General features: G+C 72.5%; 13 protein-coding genes. 3 read left to right on the forward strand and 10 right to left on the reverse strand.

The features are described 5' to 3' along the window. Positions 1–40 precede the first annotated feature (40 nt). The 3 genes from ACSMXO_RS04980 to ACSMXO_RS04990 all read right to left on the reverse strand — a co-directional run bounded on the left by ACSMXO_RS04980 (position 41) and on the right by ACSMXO_RS04990 (position 3,629). Entirely contained in the window at positions 41–823 is a 783-nt protein-coding gene (locus ACSMXO_RS04980) for an ABC transporter permease (RefSeq protein WP_346260395.1), read from the reverse strand. Continuing rightward, positions 820–1,716, reverse strand: a complete 897-nt coding sequence (locus tag ACSMXO_RS04985) for an ATP-binding cassette domain-containing protein (protein WP_455416852.1) — start codon at positions 1,714–1,716, stop codon at positions 820–822. The genes ACSMXO_RS04980 and ACSMXO_RS04985 overlap by 4 nt, the downstream gene beginning before the upstream one ends. 95 nt (positions 1,717–1,811) lie before the next feature. Then, the gene (locus ACSMXO_RS04990; protein ID WP_455416853.1) at positions 1,812–3,629 is read right to left on the reverse strand and encodes a glycoside hydrolase family 3 protein; all 1,818 of its coding nucleotides are present in this window, start codon (positions 3,627–3,629) and stop codon (positions 1,812–1,814) included. Positions 3,630–3,743: 114 nt separating this feature from the next. On the opposite strand from ACSMXO_RS04990, the gene ACSMXO_RS04995 reads away from it, so the two are divergent. After that, the gene (locus tag ACSMXO_RS04995) at positions 3,744–5,639 is read left to right on the forward strand and encodes a serine hydrolase (protein ID WP_455416854.1); all 1,896 of its coding nucleotides are present in this window, start codon (positions 3,744–3,746) and stop codon (positions 5,637–5,639) included. Between the two features lie 391 nt (positions 5,640–6,030). Here ACSMXO_RS04995 and ACSMXO_RS05000 read toward each other — a convergent pair whose 3' ends face one another. Beyond that, positions 6,031–6,627 (reverse strand): hypothetical protein, encoded by a 597-nt coding sequence (locus tag ACSMXO_RS05000; protein WP_455416855.1) that lies wholly within the window; start codon positions 6,625–6,627, stop codon positions 6,031–6,033. A gap of 460 nt (positions 6,628–7,087) precedes the next feature. Here ACSMXO_RS05000 and ACSMXO_RS05005 point away from each other — a divergent pair, with 460 nt between their 5' ends. Next, on the forward strand, positions 7,088–8,353 hold the full coding sequence (locus tag ACSMXO_RS05005) for a M14 family zinc carboxypeptidase (RefSeq protein WP_455416856.1): 1,266 nt from the start codon (positions 7,088–7,090) through the stop codon (positions 8,351–8,353). 127 nt (positions 8,354–8,480) lie between these two features. Here the strand turns inward: ACSMXO_RS05005 and valS are convergent, their stop codons facing one another. Continuing rightward, complete coding sequence (gene valS, locus ACSMXO_RS05010) at positions 8,481–11,093, reverse strand: valine--tRNA ligase (protein WP_455416857.1); 2,613 nt, start codon at positions 11,091–11,093, stop codon at positions 8,481–8,483. A gap of 71 nt (positions 11,094–11,164) precedes the next feature. Next, the gene (locus ACSMXO_RS05015) at positions 11,165–11,767 is read right to left on the reverse strand and encodes a DUF6939 family protein (protein ID WP_455416858.1); all 603 of its coding nucleotides are present in this window, start codon (positions 11,765–11,767) and stop codon (positions 11,165–11,167) included. Between the two features lie 123 nt (positions 11,768–11,890). Here ACSMXO_RS05015 and ACSMXO_RS05020 point away from each other — a divergent pair, with 123 nt between their 5' ends. Continuing rightward, positions 11,891–12,811, forward strand: a complete 921-nt coding sequence (locus tag ACSMXO_RS05020) for an aminoglycoside phosphotransferase family protein (protein ID WP_455416859.1) — start codon at positions 11,891–11,893, stop codon at positions 12,809–12,811. 34 nt (positions 12,812–12,845) lie between these two features. Here the strand turns inward: ACSMXO_RS05020 and ACSMXO_RS05025 are convergent, their stop codons facing one another. From ACSMXO_RS05025 to ACSMXO_RS05040, 4 genes are all read right to left on the reverse strand, one after another. After that, positions 12,846–13,904 carry a HAMP domain-containing sensor histidine kinase gene (locus ACSMXO_RS05025; protein ID WP_455416860.1) on the reverse strand — a complete coding sequence of 353 codons (1,059 nt, stop codon included), beginning with the start codon at positions 13,902–13,904 and terminating at the stop codon, positions 12,846–12,848. Further along, positions 13,901–14,572: a response regulator transcription factor gene (locus ACSMXO_RS05030; protein ID WP_455416861.1), complete on the reverse strand. Its 672-nt coding sequence runs from the start codon at positions 14,570–14,572 to the stop codon at positions 13,901–13,903. The genes ACSMXO_RS05025 and ACSMXO_RS05030 overlap by 4 nt, the downstream gene beginning before the upstream one ends. 32 nt (positions 14,573–14,604) lie before the next feature. Next, the gene (locus tag ACSMXO_RS05035; RefSeq protein ID WP_455416862.1) at positions 14,605–16,296 is read right to left on the reverse strand and encodes a serine hydrolase domain-containing protein; all 1,692 of its coding nucleotides are present in this window, start codon (positions 16,294–16,296) and stop codon (positions 14,605–14,607) included. 160 nt (positions 16,297–16,456) lie between these two features. Further along, complete coding sequence (locus ACSMXO_RS05040; RefSeq protein WP_455416863.1) at positions 16,457–18,370, reverse strand: ABC transporter ATP-binding protein; 1,914 nt, start codon at positions 18,368–18,370, stop codon at positions 16,457–16,459. Between the last annotated feature and the right edge of the window lie 10 nt (positions 18,371–18,380).

The following is an 18,380-nucleotide window of genomic DNA, read 5'->3' on the forward strand; positions in this document are numbered from 1 at the left end:
GGGTCGTCCGTGCCAGCGGGAGCGTGCCGGGCACGGCGAGCTATCCGTCCCGCCGACGCAGCACGGCGACCCCGCCGAGCAGCAGCAGGCCGGCCCAGCCCACCAGCACCGCGCTGGCCGGGGCGGGCGCCAGCATCTCGATCGGGCTGCCGTCACCGTGCAGGCTGTACATCGCCTGACCGGCGAGGGCCGGTACGTATTTCAACACCGCCTCCTCCCGGTCGCCCGGCAGCACCGGCCCGAGCAGTGCCGGTACGACCATCAGTAGTACCACCAGCGCGGTGATCGCCCCGGCGGTGTGCCGAAGCATCGCACCGAGGCCGAGCCCGAGCAGCCCCATCAGCACCGCCGATCCGGCCGCTCCGGCGATCGCGCGGGGAACCCCGGGATCGCCCAGCGATGCGCCGTCCGGCCCCAGCCCGGCCTGGCAGGTCAGGAACGCGGCGAGGCAGGTGACCGCGAGAACCGGTGCGGTGACCCCGGTCAGGGCGACCGCCTTGGCGGCGAGCACCGGCCAGCGCCGGGGTACGGCGGTCAGGGTGGCCCGGATCGCGCCGGTGCCGTACTCGCCGGAGATCTGTAGCACCCCGAAGACGCCGATCACCAGCATCAGGAAGTCCATCGGCAGGAACGCCATCGCGACCGCGTCGGCCACGGACGGGGCCGGCTCGCCGGACTGCACCGAGCGGCGTACGCCGTAGCCGATCGCGCCGGCCAGCCCCACCGCGAGCAGCAGCACCGTACCCAGGGTCAGCCAGGTGGAGCGGAGCGAGCGGAGCTTCGTCCACTCCGACCGGACCACCCTGGTGAACGTGATCCTCACCGGTACTCCACCGCCTCCCGGGTCAACTCCATGTACGCCTCCTCCAGCGACGCCCGGCGCGGGGTCAGCTCGTGCACGGCCAGCCCGCCGGCCAGGGCCAGGTCGCCGATCCGCTCGGCGGCCAGCCCGGCGGCCTGGAACACGCCCGGCTCGACCCCGGTCAGCGCGGCACCGTGCGCGGTGAGCAGTTCAGCCAGCTCGGTGGCGTGCGGCGAGCGCACCAGCACGCTGCCGACGGCGACCCGGGCGATCAGGTCCGCGACCGTGGTGTCGGCGAGCAGTCGCCCCCGACCGATGATCACCAGGTGTTCGGCGGTGACCGCCATCTCGCTCATCAGGTGGCTGGAGACCAGCACGGTACGTCCCTCGGCGGCCAGCCCCTTGAGCAGGTTGCGTACCCAGAGCACCCCGTCCGGGTCGAGCCCGTTGACCGGCTCGTCCAGCATCACCACCGCCGGGTCGCCGAGCAGTGCGGTGGCGATCCCGAGCCGCTGGCCCATCCCGAGCGAGAAGCCGCCGGCCCGCCGGTCCGCCACGACGGTCAGCCCGACCGTCTCCAGCACCTCGTCGACCCGCCGCCGGCCGATCCCGTGGGTCTGGGCCAGCGCCAGCAGGTGGTTGCGGGCACTCCGTCCCCGGTGCACCGCTTTGGCGTCGAGCAGCGTACCGACCTGGCACAGCGGCGCGGGGTGGTCGCGGTAGGGGCGACCGGCCACCGTCACCGTCCCGCCGGTCGGCCGGTCCAGCCCCACGATCATCCGCATGGTGGTGGACTTGCCGGCTCCGTTCGGCCCGAGGAACCCGGTGACCTGGCCGGGTTTCACGGCGAACGACAGTTCGTCGACGGCGAGGGTTCCGCCGTAGCGCTTGGTCAGCGCCTGCACCTCAATCATGACTCCGACGCTAGGCGCGGCCGGGCCGCCCGCCGACCGCCGCGAGGCTGGTCGTCGACGCCCCGACCGTACGCCGGAAGTCGTATGTGATGCTGCTAGCGGCGGAGCCGCCAGGTGAGGCCGTGGCCGTACGGGTAGCGGACCGTCGCCGGGTCGGCCGGGTCCGGCACGCTGACCGGGAGCTTGCCGCGCGGTGCGACCTCTCCGGCGAGTACCCGGGTCAGCGCCTCCATCGACGCCAACGTGTAGCCGAACGTGACGAGCTGGGTCGGCACGTCGGGGAAGTGCCCGACGTCGTACGCGTCCCGCACCGCGACCACCACCACTGGCTTGCCGGTGGCGGCCAGCGCGTGCACCAGCTTCTGCTGCCGGGCGTTCGGGTCGGTGACCGTGGTGTCGAAGGCCTTCTGGGTCAGCACGATCGTCAGGTCGTTGGCCTGGGCCGCCGCCACCGCCTCGGCGATCTTCGCGTCGTTCGGCAGCCCGGTCGGCAGCACGCTGGTCCGGTTGCCCCGGGCGGCCAGCCCGGCGGCGAGGGTGCCGACGTTGTCGAAGGCGCTGGAGTTCCAGCCGGTGACCAGCACCGACCGGTCGGCCCTCGGCAGCGGCAGCAGCTTGGCGTCGTTGCGCACCGCGGTCACGGTACGGTCGGTGATCTTCCGCAGCTCGGCCTGGTGGGCAGGCTGCCCGACCACCCGAACGGCGGCGTCCGGGTCGACCGGCGGCACCCCGTCGAGTACGCCCCGGCGCTGCTTGAGGGTGAGGAGCCGGCGTACCGACTGGTCGATCCGGGCCTCGGTGAGTTCACCGGAGGCGACGGCGGCGAGTACGGAGTTGACCGCCAGGTCGAGGTTCGGCGGCATCAGCAGCAGGTCGGCACCGGCCTTGAGGGCGAGTACCGGGACGCGGTCGTCGCCGTACTGCTGGCGTACCCCGGCCATGCCGAGCGAGTCGGTCACCACCACGCCCCGGAAGCCGAGCCGCTCCCGGAGCAGCCCGGTGAGGATCGGCGCGGAGAGCGTGGCCGGGTTGCCGGAGTCGTCCAGCGACGGTACGACGATGTGCGCCGTCATGATCGTGTCGACTCCGGCCGCGATGGCGGCCCGGAACGGCGGTTCGTCGAGCCGCTGCCACTCGTCCCGGGTGTGGTGGATCACCGGCAGCGCGGTGTGGCTGTCGTCCCGGGTGTCGCCGTGCCCGGGGAAGTGCTTGGCGGCCACGCTGACCCCGGCACCGGCCTGGAAGCCGACCACCTGGGCGGCGGTCATCCCGGCCACCAGCAGCGGGTCGGAGCCGAAGGAGCGTACCCCGATCACCGGGTTGGCCGGGTTGACGTTGACGTCGGCCGACGGCGCCCACGCCTGCTGGATGCCGACGGCCGCCAGCTCCCGCCCGGTGATCCGGGCGGCGGTGTACGCGTCGACCAGGCTGCGCCCGGCGCCGAGCGCCATGTTGCCGGGGAAGAGGGTGGCCGGAGCCGGCAGCCGCTGCACGATGCCGTGCTCCTGGTCGGTGGAGATGAGCAGCGGGATCCGGGGGCCGTTGGCGGCGGCGCTCGCCTGGAGCCCGTTGGAGAGCGTGGCGATCTGCCGGGGTGAGTCGAGATTGTGCGACCAGGAGAAGTAGATGACCCCGCCGAGGTGGTATTTCGCGACCACCTCGGCACCGGTCTCCACTCCGTACGCCTGGCGGTTGGCGGTGGCGTCGGCCGCGCTCGGCGCGGTGGCGGAGCCGCCGTAGACGTAGGTGGCGAAGAGCTGGCCGACCTTCTCCGGGAGGCTCATCCGGGCGATCAGCCGGTCCACCGGGGACGGTGTGCCCCGGGTGGACGGTGCGGCCTGGGCGGGCGGGCTGGCGCCGCCGGCGACGAGCAGGGCGATCGCGGCGCTTGCTGCCAGTAGCCGGGTCCGCATGGCACCTCCAGGTGATTCATCCGACTCTGTAAATTAGTCGCCCCCACGGTGAAGGGCAAGAAGCTTCTGTGTTATTGCCAATGGCGAAGGAAACCTTCATTCTGGTCGTGCTCGATGACCGGCACGGAGGTGGTGGCGATGCGTCGTCGGAGGATCGGCACCGGACTCCTCGGTGCCGGAGTCGGCACGGTGGTCCTTTTCGCGGCCCTGGCCGTACCGCCCCCGGCGACCGCCGGACCGAAAGTCGGCCAGGCGGTGACCGGTCCCAAGGTGGGCCAGGCAGTGCCCGGGGGCCGCAGCGGAGGATGGCAGAGCGGGCCGCCGACCGTCGAGCCCGGCGATGTCCGGTTCGCCCGGCGCACGCTGCGGGCCGGCCGGCCGCAGGAGGTCGGCCTGCTGCCCGAGTACGTCGACCGGCTGCGCACCGACGCCGAGGCGTACCTGACGCCGACCCCGGACCACCCCACCTTCCCGACGTACGCCGGAGCCGTGCTGCTGGCCGCCAAGGACGGGGTGGTGGTCCGGCACGAGGCGGTCGGCACGGCGGTGAAGTACAGCGAGGTCGGGCCGGCACCCGGGCGGATCGGTGTCGAGTTGCCGGCCGACCAGCAGATCCCGATGCGCAAGGACACCATCTTCGACCTCGCCTCGATCTCCAAGCTCTTCACCACCGTGGTGGCGCTGCGCCAGGTCGAGCGCGGCACCGTCGAGCTGGACGCGCCGGTGGTGCGCTACCTGCCGGAGTTCGCCGCCGGTGGCAAGGAGGCGGTGACCGTACGGATGCTGCTCACCCACACCGGCGGGCTGCCCGCGTTCGCGCCACTGTGGAGCAGCTACCCGACCCCGGAGGAGCGGGAGGCGGCCGCCCTGGCCACCCCGTTCGCCGCCGGTGCCAGCCCCGGCAACCAGTACGTCTACTCCGACCTCGGGCTGATCGCGCTCGGCGTACTCGTGGAGCGGGCGACCGGCCGCCCGCTGGAGCAGCTCGTCGCCAGCGAGGTGACCGGGCCGCTGCGGATGGTCGACACCGGCTACAACCCGGCACCGGCGCTCCGGCACCGGATCGCGGCCACCGAATACCAGCCGTACGCGAACCGTGGCATGGTCTGGGGCGAGGTGCACGACGAGAACGCCTGGGCACTCGGCGGGGTGGCCGGGCACGCCGGCCTCTTCTCCACCGCCGCCGACCTGGCCATCTTCTGCCAGATGTTGCTGAACGGCGGCGAATACCGGGGTGCCCGGATCCTCCGCGAGTCCACGGTCCGGGACATGCTGGTCAACTACAACGCACGCCTGGAGAGCCGCTATCCGGAGAGCGACCGGGGGCTCGGGGTCGAGCTGCACAAGCACTGGTACATGTCCGGGCTCGCCTCGCCGGTCGCGTTCGGGCACACCGGGTTCACCGGCACCTCGATCGTGATCGACCCGCTGTCGCACACCTTCCTGATCCTGCTGACCAACCGGGTACACCCGGATCGGAACTGGGGCAGCAACAACGTCGCCCGGCGGGCGCTGGCCCGCGACCTGGCGTACGCGACTCCGGTCCGGCCGCCGATGGGCGGCACCGCCTGGCGCGCGGACGACCTCGACGGCGGCAGCGTCACCCTCAGCGCGCCGCTGCGCCGCGCCGCCGGCCGCGCGGCGGTGGCCAGCTTCCAACTCTGGTACGACACCGAGCCGCGCTACGACCTGCTGCACTTCCAGACCTCGGCCGACGGCGGCGAGACCTGGGCACCGGTCGACGTGACCCTGGTCGGCCCGACCGGGCGGTGGACCGCCGAGGGCTCGGTCACCGGCTACGGCGGCCGGCGCTGGTGGCAGGCGTTCGCGGAACTGCCGGCCGGCACCACCGACCTGCGCTGGAGCTACACCACGGACGGCACTTCCCGAGGCCGCGGCGTGTACGTCGACGGCCTGCTCGTGGTCGGCACCAACGGCCTGCTCTTCTCCGGTGAGGGCAGCGACGCGACCCGCTTCACCGCCACGGGCTGGACCCCGTCGAGTCGTTAGTCAGGGGGCCGGCCTCGCCGAGGGTCAGATCGGGATTACGGGCAGTTCGGCGCCGCCCTTGTCGCCGTAACGCTCGGGCTCGGCGGTGAGCACGTAGGCGCGTGGGGTTGGGATATCCGCCGGCGGGACTGTCGAGCTGCCCCGCCTGTGCGCCCACCGTCCCGGGCTGTCCGAGCCCCGACCCCCGCCGGCCGGTCGACCCGGACCGCCTCGCCATGCGCCGTCTCGGCCCAACCCGACTCTCCGTGCCCCGTCTGTGCACCCAGCTCGACAGTCCGCGCACCAGCTACCCCCTGGTCGGCCGTCGGTCGTCCATCCTGGTCGGCCGCCCGGCGGTGCCGGCGCTAGGGCGCGGAGACAGCCTGCCGGCTCAGACTGGTGGCGTCCCGGTTCAGAGCCGGGCGGCAACCTGCTTGCCGAGTGCGGCGAACTTGCTCTGCGGAATGACCGACGGGCCGGAGAGCACCACCAACCGCAGCTCCTGCTGGTACGGCACGGCGAAGGCCAGCACCCGGGCGCCGTCGACCGTGTACGCCACCGCGTCCGCCCCGACGCCGTCGACCCGGGTCGTCTTGGCCTGGCTGCCCTCGCCGATGGCGTCGATCGTCTCGGTCACGGTGTCGGCGCGGTCGGGGAACGCCGTCGCGACCAGCGACAGCGCCTCGCGGTTGCCGTCCTGGTAGGCGCAGGTGTAGCGGGTGGTTTCGTCCTCGACGGGCGGCGCTTCGGTGGCCTTGAGCTTGGTCTGGTCGGAGCCGCCCAGGGTTTTCACCACCGCATCGGCCGGAAGCAGTTCGCAGGCCGAGGTGATCTCTTTGAGCCGGGCCGGCGCGCTGGCGGTTGCCTTCGCGCCGGGCGAGGAGGCCGCGTCGACCGGACCGCCGAACGTGGCGGGTTCGCCGTCGCCACCGCAGCCGCTGGCGGAGAGCACGGCCAGCGCGGCGATGGTCAGCGAGACGGAACGGCGGGCATTCTTCGCGGAGGGCAACGGTTTCTCCTTACAAATTCATTGCGGTTGAGCGGACGTCTGGAAAGGCCGTGCCGGGATTCTGGCGACGCCGGCCTGCCCCATGTGATGCGTGAGGAGTTGACGTTTCTGCTTCCATTGGCCAGGCAACGGTGTCGGCTCCGGATGTGCCGGTCCGAGTGGCGAGCCTAGCCTCTGACCTGCTAGTGGGTGAGATGCCGTGGCCGACGGTGATGGATCCTCGATAGGTGGCGACCCGCTGCGGACGCCGGCGGTTTCGACTCGCGTCTCCGATTTTCAAGCCGGGGAACACATTCGCAGCGAAATTTGGCCGGCTTTTGTTACATCGACTTGCCGTACGGCACGGCGGACATTTCTCACTGTTTCCGTCGGCCCCGGCCGCGGCTCGGTGCAGCAAGATCAATCTGTGTCCGACACGACCGCGTCACGCCGGACCCCCACCCCACCGGAGGTACAGCGCATGTCATCGAGGTTGTCCCGCCACAGCAGTCAGCCAGCCACCACCCGATCCGGCACGGCTGGTGCCGCCGCGTCAACGTCCGGACCCGACGCCGCCGTCAGCCAGCTCAAGCGCCGCCTCGCGGTGGCCGCCGCCCTGCTCGTCGGCGTACCAGGGGCGGTCGCGATGACCAGCGGGCCGGTCGCCGCCCAGCCCCTCCAGTCGCACTGTGGGACGGAGACCGGCAACAAGCCCGTCGAGGGCTTCATCAGCCACGACGAACTGCGGCGCAGCCTTGCGCAGATCGAGCAGACCAGCGGGGGCAAGGTCGCCGTCGACGTCGCCGGTCTGTCCAACCAGGGGCGGGAGATCTGGACCGCCCGGGTCGGCGAGGGCGACACCGTGGTCCTGATCCAGAGCCAGATCCACGGCAACGAGATGAACGGCACCGTCGCGCTGCTGGAGACGCTCAAGAAGCTGGGCGACAGCTCCGCCCGCTCCGCGGAGATCCGCAAGGCCGTCACCGTGGTCGCCGTGCCGAGGCTCAACGCCGACGGCGGCGAGCTGGACACCCGGCAGAACGCGACGAGCTGGGACGATGTCGTCGCCGACTTCCCGCAGTTGGCGGGGGTCCAGCCGGCGTGGAACTACAACTCCCGGCTCGGCGGGTTCGACGTGAACCGCGACTTCAACCCGGACCTCGACTACGTTCCCCAGCCGGGCGACTTCCCCGGCAACAGCGCCTCGGTCGGCTGGTACGTGACCCCCGAGGCGCAGACCGTCCGCGAGGTCTACCGTGGCCTGGAGCGGGAGTTCGGCACCGTGGACGTCTTCGTCGACCTGCACAACCAGGCGCCCTGCTACACCGGTGAGGGGATGGACGACTTCACCACGCTCTCCATCTCGGGGCGTTTCATCACCGACCCGGCACAGCACGGCAACTGGCCCAAGTTCGACTACGACGCGTCCCGGCGGATCAACGTCGCCGCGTACGACGCCATGCAGGGCGGGAACTCGCCGCAGAGCAAGGTGACGCGCTATCCGCAGGACACGAACCTGCCCGGTACCGCACTGGGCTCGTTCGCCCTCCGGGGCAGCGCGACCATCCTGTTCGAGACGCGGGGCCAGACCCAGTCCTGGAGCCAGAAGCAGAACGGCATGTTGAACAAGCAGATCGAGGTCGGGATGTTCGGCATCATCGACGCCGTCACCGACGGCACGCTGGCCGGCCTCGACCCGGCGCGCTACGAGTCGATTCCGGAGCGGATGAACGTCCCGCAGGACTGACGAGGCGGAGCTGACGACCGGAACGAACTGGCGTCCCGGCCTCCCGTGGGGGCGGCGCCGGACGCGGCTGGTCGCCCGAGCGCGTCGAACGCTGGTGGACCGAGCTGCTCACCCGGGAACTGCTCGGCTAGAAGGCGCAGGCGATGACGAGTTCCGGGGTGCGGTCGGGGAGGAAGTCGAGCTTGCCGATCCGGCCCGCCGCCTTCAGGTCACCGGCGATGCTGGCCAACTGCTCCAGCATCGCCGCCGGCCCGAGCGCCTCGGCCAGCGGCACCTCGGTACGCATCGACACCTTCCGTTCCGACTTCGCCCGGCGTACCTGGGTCAGCGCCGCGCCGGCCAGCTCCAGCAGGTCCGGGTCGCCGTCGGCGGCCACCCGCTGGATCTCGTACGTCGTCGGCCACGGCGAGCGGTGCACCGAGCCGTACCGCCACCAGGACCAGACCTCCTCGGTGACGTACGGCAGGAACGGGGCGAACAGCCGCAGCAGCGTGGAGAGGGCGGCCGCCAGCGCGGCCCGGGCCGACTCGGCACCCGGACCCTCGCCGTAGGCCCGCTCCTTCACCAACTCGATGTAGTCGTCGCAGAACCGCCAGAAGAACGCCTCGGTGACCTGCATCGCCTCGGTGTGGTCGTACCGGTCGAAGGCGGCGGTGGCGGTGGCGACCACAGTGGAGAGTCCGGCGAGCATCGACCGGTCCAGCGGCTCGGTCGCCGGCGCCCGCAGGGCGTCGCCGGCACCGAGGCCGAGTGCGAACCTGGACGCGTTGAGCAGCTTGGTGGCGAGCCGCCGGCCGATCCGGATCTGGCCCGGGTCGAACGCCAGGTCGGTGCCGGGCCGCCCGTTCGCCGCCCAGTAGCGGACCGCGTCCGGGCCGTGCTCCTCCAGCAGCCCCATCGGAGTCTGCACGTTCCCCTTGGACTTGGACATCTTCTTGCGGTCCGGGTCGAGGATCCAGCCGGAGAGCACCGCGTCCCGCCAGGGCAGCACCCCGGCCTCCAGGTGCGCGCGCACGACGGTCGCGAACAACCAGGTACGGATGATCTCCTGCCCCTGCGGCCGCAGATCCATCGGGAAGACCCGGGCGTACAGGTCGGGATCGTCGAGCCAGCCGCCGACGATCTGCGGGGTCAGCGACGAGGTGGCCCAGGTGTCCATCACGTCCGGGTCGGCCATGAAACCGCCCGGCCGGCCGCGCTGCGACTCGGTGTATCCGGCCGGGGTGTCGGAGGTCGGATCGACGGGCAGCACGGCCTCGTCCGGCGTGAGAGGCTGGTCGTAATCCGGCTCGCCAGCGTCGTCGAGCCGGTACCAGATCGGGAACGGCACGCCGAAATAGCGCTGCCGGCTGATCAGCCAGTCCCCGGTCAGCCCGCTCACCCAGTGCTCGTAGCGGTGCCGCATGTGGGCCGGCACCCAGTTCAGCTCGTGTCCACGATCGAGCAGTGCGGCCCGCAGTTCGGCGTCCCGACCACCGTTGCGCAGATACCACTGCCGGGTGGAGATGATCTCCAGCGGGCTGTCGCCCTTCTCGTAGAACTTCACCGGATGCGTGACCGGCCTCGGCTCGCCGACCAGGTCGCCGGAGGCGGCCAGCAGTTCGACCATCCGCCGCCGGGCCGCGTTGACCTTCAGGCCGGCGAGTCCGGCGTACGGGTCCGGGTCGACCCCTAGCGGTGGCTCGGGCAGCAGCCGGCCGTCCCGGCCGATCACCACCCGGGTCGGCAGCCGCAACTCCCGCCACCAGGTCACGTCGGCCAGGTCACCGAAGGTGCAGGTCATCACCAGACCGGTGCCCTTGGCCGGATCCGCCAGCGGGTGGGCGTAGACGGTCACCTCGGTGCCGAACAGCGGGGTGCGGACGGTGCCGCCGACCAGGTCGGCGTACCGCTCGTCGTCGGGGTGGCAGACCAGCGCCACGCAGGCCGGCAGCAGCTCGGGGCGGGTGGTCTCGATGTGGACGTACGGGTCGTCGCGGCCGGGGCCGGGACCGATCGGGGTACCGGCGCTGCCCGGCCCGGACGCCAGCACCTCGAACCGGATCCGGTGGTACGCCCCCGGCCGCTCCCGGTCCTCCAGCTCCGCCTGGGCCACCGCCGTGCCGAAGCCGACGTCCCAGAGCGCGGGCGCCTCGGCGGAGTACGCCTCACCCCTGGCCAGGTTCCGCAGGAACGCCCGCTGCGCGGTGGCCCGGGCGGTCGGGCCGATCGTGGTGTACGTCAGCGACCAGTCCACCGACAGCCCGAGGCGCCGCCACAGCTCCTCGTAGACCTGCTCGTCCTCGGCGGTCAGCGTGGCGCACAGCTCCACGAAGTTGCGCCGTGAGATCGCCACCGGGTTTTTCCGGGCCTCCTCGCCGACCGGCCGCCCGGGCGGCTGCCACTGCGGGTCGTACGGCAGGCTCGGGTCACAGGCGACGCCGTAGACGTTCTGCACCCGGCGCTCGGTGGGTAGGCCGTTGTCGTCCCAGCCCATCGGATAGAAGACCGTCCGGCCGCGCATCCGCTGGAACCGGGCCACCGTGTCGGTGTGGGTGTACGAGAAGACGTGCCCCATGTGCAGTTCGCCGGATACGGTCGGCGGGGGAGTGTCGATCGCGTACACGTCCGACCGGCTCTTCGTCCGGTCGAAGGCGTACGTCCCCTCCTCCTGCCACCGGTGGGCCCACTTCTCGGCCAGCCCGTCCAGGCTCGGCCGCTCCGGGACGCCGGTGCGCTGGTGCCGCTCCGTATCCGTCATCTGGCCGATGGTACGGGAGACGGCCGGCCGGACGACCGGGATTTCCACACCGCCGGCCCGCTGCCGGACTGTTATTCCGCGGCCCCGCCGGACAGTGCCCCGGCCGGCTCGCCCGGCGGTGATTCCGCCGGCCACTCCCCGGACACGAACGACCGGACCAGGGCGGCGTGCGACAGCGGGGTGCCCAGGTCGGCGACGTCGGCGTTGGTGGTGTAGTCCAGCAGCACCAGATCCCGGTCGGCGGAGAGCCGACGCAGCTCGGCGACCAGGTCGGCCGCGGGATGCTCCAGCACCCACCGGTACGCCGGCAGGTAGATCAGGCGCCGGGCCTCCGCGTAGCCCAGCAGTCGGTCGCCGGTCAGCCCGGCCCGGTGCCCCCGCACCGGCCCGTAGCGGCGCACCGTCCGCTTCAGGCCCTTCATCGTGGTCACGCCGAGCCGGCCCGGATCGACGTCGGCACCGGCGAAGACCTTGAGCGCCTGCCAGATCCCCTCCACGGACTCGCCGGAAACGCCGGGCGAGAACGGCACCGGGATGCCGCCGTGCGGATAGAACGGGCTCAGCCGCACCCAAGGGTCGGGCCCGCGCGAGGTCACGTCGAGCACCAACGCGCCTGGCGCCGCCGCCTCGATGGTCGCGGCGGAGCGCCGCCGGCTCAGCACCCCTATCGCCATGGACTCTCCCTCCGGCCGATGGCACGCCGCCGGCCCGACGTGACCACGAACTCTGGTCGCCCCGCATCCTGCCGCCCGGGTACGACATCCCGCCCTGCCGATCCGCCGGATACCGTGGACGCCGTGATTCCCGACGCGCTGGCCCGCAACGTACGGCAGGTGTGGGGGTCGGACGGCGTCCGCTGGCTCGCCGAACTGCCCCGGGTGCTCGCCGAGGTGGCCGCCGACTGGGAGTTGACCGTCGGCGAGCCGTACGACCTGTCGTTCCACTACGTCACCGGGGTGACCTGTGCCGACGGCCGGCCGGCGGTGCTGAAGCTGGGTGTACCGAGCGGGGAGTCGCTGCGTACCGAGGCACCGGCGCTGGCCGCGTTCGCCGGCCGGGGCGCCGTACGCCTGCTCCGCGCCGACCTCGACCGGGGTGCCCTGCTGCTGGAGCGGGCCGAGCCCGGCTGGCGGCTGCGTGACCTGGTGCCCGGCCGGGACGCCGAGGCGACCTCGGTGGCGGCGGAGGTGCTGCGCCGGCTCGCCGTACCGCCGCCGGCCGACTGCCCGCTGCCCGACCTTTCGACCTATGGCGCCGGCTTCGACGAGTACCTGGCGGTGCACGGCGACGGCGGGCCGCTGCCGGCCGACCTCGTCGCCCGAGCCGGCGGCCTGATGCGCGAGCTGTGCGCCTCGGCGACCGGACGGGTGGTGCTGCACGGCGACCTGCACCACGACAACATCCTGCGCGCGGAGCGCGAACCGTGGCTCGCCATCGACCCGCACGGGCTGGTCGGCGATCCCGGGTTCGAGGTCGGCGCGCTGCTCTACAACCCCGAGCCGGACGACCGGGACCCGGCGTTGACCGCCCTGGTGCCGGCCCGGGTCGAACAGCTCGCCGACCTGCTGGCGATGCCGGTGGACCGGGTGGTCGGCTGGGGCTTCGTCATGGCGGTGCTCTCGGACGTCTGGACGGCCGAGGAGTGGAAACCGGGCGACCCGTCGCCGGCCAGCCGGGCCCTGGACGTCGCCCGCCTACTGCTGCCCCGGCTGAGCTGAGCACGCTGCTGTCCCGGCTGAGCCGGGTACGGCGTCAGCGGCGCAGGCTGAGGCGGAACTCGCAACCGTCGCCGTCGGGTCCCGGTGAGCGCAGCGTGAGGTCGCCGCCGTGCGCCAGTGCGATCTGCCGGGCGATCGCCAGGCCGAGACCGGTGCCGGGGACATCCCGCCGGCCACGCCAGAAACGCTGGAAGACGTGCTCCTGCTCGTCGGCCGGGACGCCCGGGCCGTGGTCGGTGACCAGTACGGCCACTTCGGAGTCGGTGGCCTCGACGTCGACCCGTACCGTCGAGCCGGCCGGGGCGTACCGGATCGCGTTGTCGACGAGGTTGGTGACGGCACGCCGTACCGTCGGTTCGTCCACCGCGCAGCTCGCGTCCGGCGGCCCGCCGGCCGAGAGCCGGATCCCCCGCTTCGCGGCCAGTACGCCGGCGTCCTCCAGTACCCGGCCGACGATGGCGGTCAGTTCGGCCGGCTGCCGGTCGAGGACGCGGGCCCGGCCGCGGGCATCCACCAGGAGTTCGTCGAGAGTCGCCCGCAGCCGTACCGCCGCGGTCCGGGACCGTTCGAGTCCCTTCCGGTACACCTCGACGGTGGGCTCTGGATGGGTGAGCAGCACCTCGGCATTGGTGACCAGGACGGCCAGCGGGATCCGCAGTTCGTGGCTGGTCTCCTCGATGAGCTGCCGCTGGGTGTCGGCGGCCCGCTCCAGCCGGTCGAGCATCGCGTCGAAGCTCGCGGCGAGCGACACCAGCTCGGTCGGGCCCTGGTCGAGCCCGGTACGCCGGCTCAGGTCCGCTCCCTCGATCTCCTCGACGACCCGCCGGATCCGGTCGATCGGGCCGACCGCCCGGCCGGCCCACCACCAGGCCAGTCCGGCGGCGACCGGGGCGAGGGCGAGAACCGTCCAGGTGACCCAGCCGGACCGGTCGGTGGTGGTGTGCTCGACGGGTTCCGCACCGATCAGCGCCTGCGTCGTCGTCTCGGTGTCGGTCACCAGGGTCACGCCGAACAGCAGCAGGACCGGTACGTAACTGGCCAGGAAGCCGAGCACCGCGAGTCGTACCCGCAGCGAGCGCCAGCCGCGGCTCACGACGGTTCCGCCAGCTGGTAACCGACGCCGGTGATGGTGACGATCGGCGCCGGCTCGCCGAGTTTCCGGCGCAACCGGCTGAGGATCACCCGGACCGACGAGGTGAACGGGTTGGCGTGCGCGTCCCAGACGTGTTCCAGCAGCTCCTCGGCGGAGAGCACCCGGCCGGGATGGTGCATGAAGTAGCGCAGCAGCGAGAACTCCCGGGCGGTCAGCCCGAGTTCGGTGCCGGCCCGCCACGCCCGGTGCGCGGCCAGGTCCAGGGTCAGGTCGCCGACCCGCAGCGTCGAGCCGGGTACGTCGCCCCGGCGCCCGAGCGCCCGCAGCCGGGCAACCAGTTCGGCGAAGTGGAACGGCTTCACCAGGTAGTCGTCCGCACCCGCGTCGAGCCCGGCTACCCGGTCCGTCACCGAGTCCCGGGCGGTCAGCACCAGGCAGCGCCGGGGCCGGTGCAGCTCCGGATCCCGGCCGAGCCGCCGGACGAGGTCGAGCCCGTCCCCGTCCGGCAGCCCCAGGTCGAGACAGGCGACGTCGTAGCCGGTGATCCGGAGCAGCTCCTCGGCGTCGGCGTAGCTGGTCGCCAGGTCGACCGCGTACGACTCGTTGCGCAGGCCGAGGGCGACCACCTCGGCGAGATCGGGGTCGTCCTCGACCAGCAGGATGCGCATGGCGTGGCTCCTCGGAGCGGGACCGGGGCCGGTCAGCCGGCCAGCTTGGCGACGTACGGGCCGCCCGGTCCGGTGACGGTCAGCCGGCCTGCGGCGAACTCGACGACCACCTCCGGGCCGCTGCCGGTCGGGTCGTCGGGACGGTAGCGGCCGGCACCGGCCGAGGTGAGGGTGAGGGTCGGCGGTCCGGTGTCCACCTCGGCGGCCTCGACCCCGCCCTCCTGGTTGACCGCGAACCACCCGAGGACCGTCCGGGAGTCAGTGCTGACGGAGACATAGCTGTGCAGCTCGCCGTCCCGGACGACGGTGCCGCCGGGAGTGATGCCGGTGATCCGCCCGAACGCGGCCTCCAGTGCCTTGCGTTCCTTGCGGCCCTCCTGAGTCTTCCCGTCGAGTAGCCCCAGCACCCGCTCCTCGTGCCGCCGCAGCTCGTCGGCGGAGACGCCGCGCGGCGGGAAGAGCGCGGCAACGGCGTCGGCACCGCTCGCGGAGATCGAGATCTGGTTGCCGGCGGCGGTCACCTCGAACCCACCTCCCGTCTCCAGCCGGTACTTCCCGACGGTAGTGGCCGGGGCGGTGCCGCCGGAGGGCGGGCTGGGCGTCGGCAGCGGAGCGCCGGCGAGCAGGGCCGGGCCCACCTTTTCGAGCAGCTTCTCGGCGCTCACCTCGGGCCGGTTGGACGCCATCGCGATCACCCGCTCGCCCTCGGGTACCCACACCACCACGGCGTTGTGGCCGATGTCGCCACCCCCACCCGCGGTGGTCAGGAACGGCTTGCCGTACACGGAGGCGCCGTACGCCACCCAGCCGGGCGTCTCCGATCGGCCCTTGCCCAGGTCGTACCCCGGGGTGCCGATCGCCTGCACCGACGCGGCCGAGACGAGCCGGCCGGTGAAGAGCGCGTGGGTCCAGGCCGCCAGGTCCCGAGTGGTCATCGCCAGCCCGCCGTTGCCGTCGACCGCCCAGTGCGGTCCGGAGAAATCTCCCGACTCACCGGTCTGGCCGCCGTCGAGCCGGCCGACAGCGCGAGGACCCGGCGCGGCCGGCTGGCCATCCCAGAATCCGCCGGCGACCCGGCCGTCGGGCAGCGGCAGGATCTCCGCCATGGTGTAGTCCCGGTAGCTCCGGCCGGAGACCTTCTCGATCACGAGGGCCAGCAGGGTGTAGCCGGCGTTCGAGTAGACGTAACCGGTGCCCGGCGCGAACGCCAGCTTCAGGCCGCCGATCGCCGACAGCGCTCCGGCCCGGTCCAGCGGCTTGTGGTCGGTGCCGTGCGTGCCGTTCAGCCCACTGGTGTGCAGCAGGAGTTGCCGGACGGTCACCCCGGCCACCGGACCGGTCAGCTCCGGCAGGATGCTGCCGACCCGGTCGTCGAGCGCCAGCTTGCGGTCGTCCGCCAGTCGGAACACGGTGGCGGCGGTGAACGCCTTGGTGACCGAGCCGATGCTGAAGACGGTATCGACCGTGTTCGGGGTGCCGGCGGCCTCGTCCGCCGATCCGTAGCTGGCCAGGCAGTCGAAGCGCCCACCGGTCGAAATCGCGATCGAGCCGCTGAACCCGGCCCGAGCCCATGCGCCGAAGGCGGCGTCGATGCGGCCGTCGCAGCGGGCACCGGTGGCAGCCGGAGAACCCGGCTCGAACTCCGGCGGACCGCTCTTGGCAGTGCAGGCGGCCAGCGACACCGCGATCATCGCCACCGCGATGAACCTGAAGTGCTTGGTCATGGGCCGAAGCTAGGAGTACCGGTGCGAACCTGAGGTAAACGAGGTGGCCGGGATCGCCCCGCCACAGCGGCGGGACCGCCCGGCCGGCGGTCGGGAGGTCCGGCGGCGGTCAGCGTCGGACCGTGGCGTCCGCCGGACTGCGACGGGCCGGGTCGGAGGCTCACTGGAGCAGCGAGTCGCACCACTGCCGGTGCAGCGCCGCGTACCGGCCGCCTCGGGCGATCAGCGACTCCGGCGGACCGTCCTCGACCACCCGGCCGCCGTCCAGCACCAGCACCCGGTCCGCGATTTCCACTGTGGATAACCGGTGGGCGATGACGATCGCGGTCCGGTCGGCGAGGATGGTCCGCAGGGCCCGCTGCACCAGCCGCTCGCTCGGGATGTCCAGCGACGAGGTGGCCTCGTCCAGGATCAGCACCGCCGGGTCGGCGAGGAACGCCCGGGCGAACGCGACGAGCTGCCGCTGCCCGGCGGAGAGCCGGCCGCCGCGCCGGTGCACGTCGGTTGCGTACCCGGCAGGCAGCGCGGCGATGAAGTCGTGCGCGCCGATCGCGTCCGCCGCCGCGACCACGTCCTCGTCGTCCGCACCCGGCCGGCCGAACCGGATGTTGTCCGCCACCGATCCGGCGAAGAGATGGTTCTCCTGAGTGACCATGACGACCGCCCGGCGCAGGTCGGCGTCGGCCACGTCGCGCAGGTCGACGCCGTCCAGGGTGACGGTGCCCCGGGTCGGGTCGTAGAACCGGGCGACCAGCTTCGCCACCGTCGACTTCCCGGCCCCGGTCGCGCCGACCAGCGCCACCGTCTGGCCGGCCGGGATCGACAGGCTCAGCTCCGGCAGGACCGGCGTGTCGGCGCGGTAGCCGAAGGTCACCGTGTCCAGTTCGACCGCACCCCGGACCGGGCCGGTCGGCAACGGGCGGGGAGCGGCCGGTTCCGGTACGCCGGGCCGCTCGTCGAGCACCCCGGCCAGCTTCTCCAGCGCTGCCGTGGCGGACTGGAGCGCGTTGTAGAACTGGCTCAACTCCTGCATCGGCTCGAAGAACCGGCGAAGGTAGAGCAGGAACGCGGCGAGTACGCCGATCTCGGCGTGCCCGCCCAGCACCCGCATGCCGCCGTACGCCAGCACCACCGCGATGGTCACGTTGCCGATCACCTTGATCGCCGGGGAGTAGGTGGCGATCAGCCGGAATGCCCGCAGGTTCGCCCGCCGGTGGTCGTCGTTGACGGTGGCGAAGATCTGCTGGTTGCGCGGCTCCCGCCGGAACGCCTGCACCGCCCGGATCCCGCCGAGCGACTCGACGAAGTGGACGATCACCAGCGCGACCGTCTCCCGGGTACGCCGGTAGGCGGACGCGGAGGCGCGGGCGAACCAGCGGGACAGCCAGAGCAGGAACGGGAAGGCGAGCAGGGTCACCGCGGCCAGCGGCAGGTCCAGCCAGAGCAGGACGCCGGCCACCGAGACGATGGAGAGCACGGCGAGCACCAGGTCGTCGATGCCGCCGTCGACCAGCTCGGCGATCGAGTCCATGTCACTGGTCAGCCGGGCCACCAGCCGGCCCGAGGTGTAGCGCTCGTGGAAGCTGACCGACAGCCGCAGGAAGTGGTCGTACACCCGGCGGCGCAGGTCGAGCAGGATGGCCTGGCCGATCCGGGTGGAGAGGGTGAGGAAGCCGCGCTTGCCGGCGTACTCGGCTCCGGCGGCCAGCCCGAACGCGGTCGCCACCGCGACGAGCGGACCGGGGTCACCGGCCCGGAGCGGCCCGATCGCCCGGTCGATACCGAGCATCACCAGGTACGGCCCGGCCATCCCGGCCGCGTTCTGGAGCAGCAGCAGGGCCACCGCCACGCCGATCAACCTGCGGTGCGGCCGGATCAGCGAGCCGAGCAGGACCCGGCTGCGGCTGCGGAGCCTGGCGATGCCCTGCGCGGTGCCGGTCTCGGCGGCGGTCCGGTCCGCCTCCGGGTCGGCGGCGATGCCCCGCCACCGGGCCAGGTCCGGGGTGGTGGCCGTCGTCGGGTCGTCGGCGGACTCCGCCGCCGTCGCGCCGTCGACCGGACCGGCTGCCGTCATGACCTGACGA

It is taken from the genome of Plantactinospora sp. DSM 117369 (assembly GCF_053764795.1).

Bases quoted from the DNA above. Each gene is read 5' to 3' on its own strand.
- ACSMXO_RS04985 (WP_455416852.1), bottom strand. From the start codon at position 1,716: ATGATTGAGGTGCAGGCGCTGACCAAGCGCTACGGCGGAACCCTCGCC.
- ACSMXO_RS04990 (WP_455416853.1), bottom strand. From the start codon at position 3,629: ATGCGGACCCGGCTACTGGCAGCAAGCGCCGCGATCGCCCTGCTCGTC.
- ACSMXO_RS04995 (WP_455416854.1), top strand. From the start codon at position 3,744: ATGACCGGCACGGAGGTGGTGGCGATGCGTCGTCGGAGGATCGGCACC.
- ACSMXO_RS05005 (WP_455416856.1), top strand. From the start codon at position 7,088: ATGTCATCGAGGTTGTCCCGCCACAGCAGTCAGCCAGCCACCACCCGA.
- valS (WP_455416857.1), bottom strand. From the start codon at position 11,093: ATGACGGATACGGAGCGGCACCAGCGCACCGGCGTCCCGGAGCGGCCG.
- ACSMXO_RS05015 (WP_455416858.1), bottom strand. From the start codon at position 11,767: ATGGCGATAGGGGTGCTGAGCCGGCGGCGCTCCGCCGCGACCATCGAG.
- ACSMXO_RS05030 (WP_455416861.1), bottom strand. From the start codon at position 14,572: ATGCGCATCCTGCTGGTCGAGGACGACCCCGATCTCGCCGAGGTGGTC.
- ACSMXO_RS05035 (WP_455416862.1), bottom strand. From the start codon at position 16,296: ATGACCAAGCACTTCAGGTTCATCGCGGTGGCGATGATCGCGGTGTCG.
- ACSMXO_RS05040 (WP_455416863.1), bottom strand. From the start codon at position 18,370: ATGACGGCAGCCGGTCCGGTCGACGGCGCGACGGCGGCGGAGTCCGCC.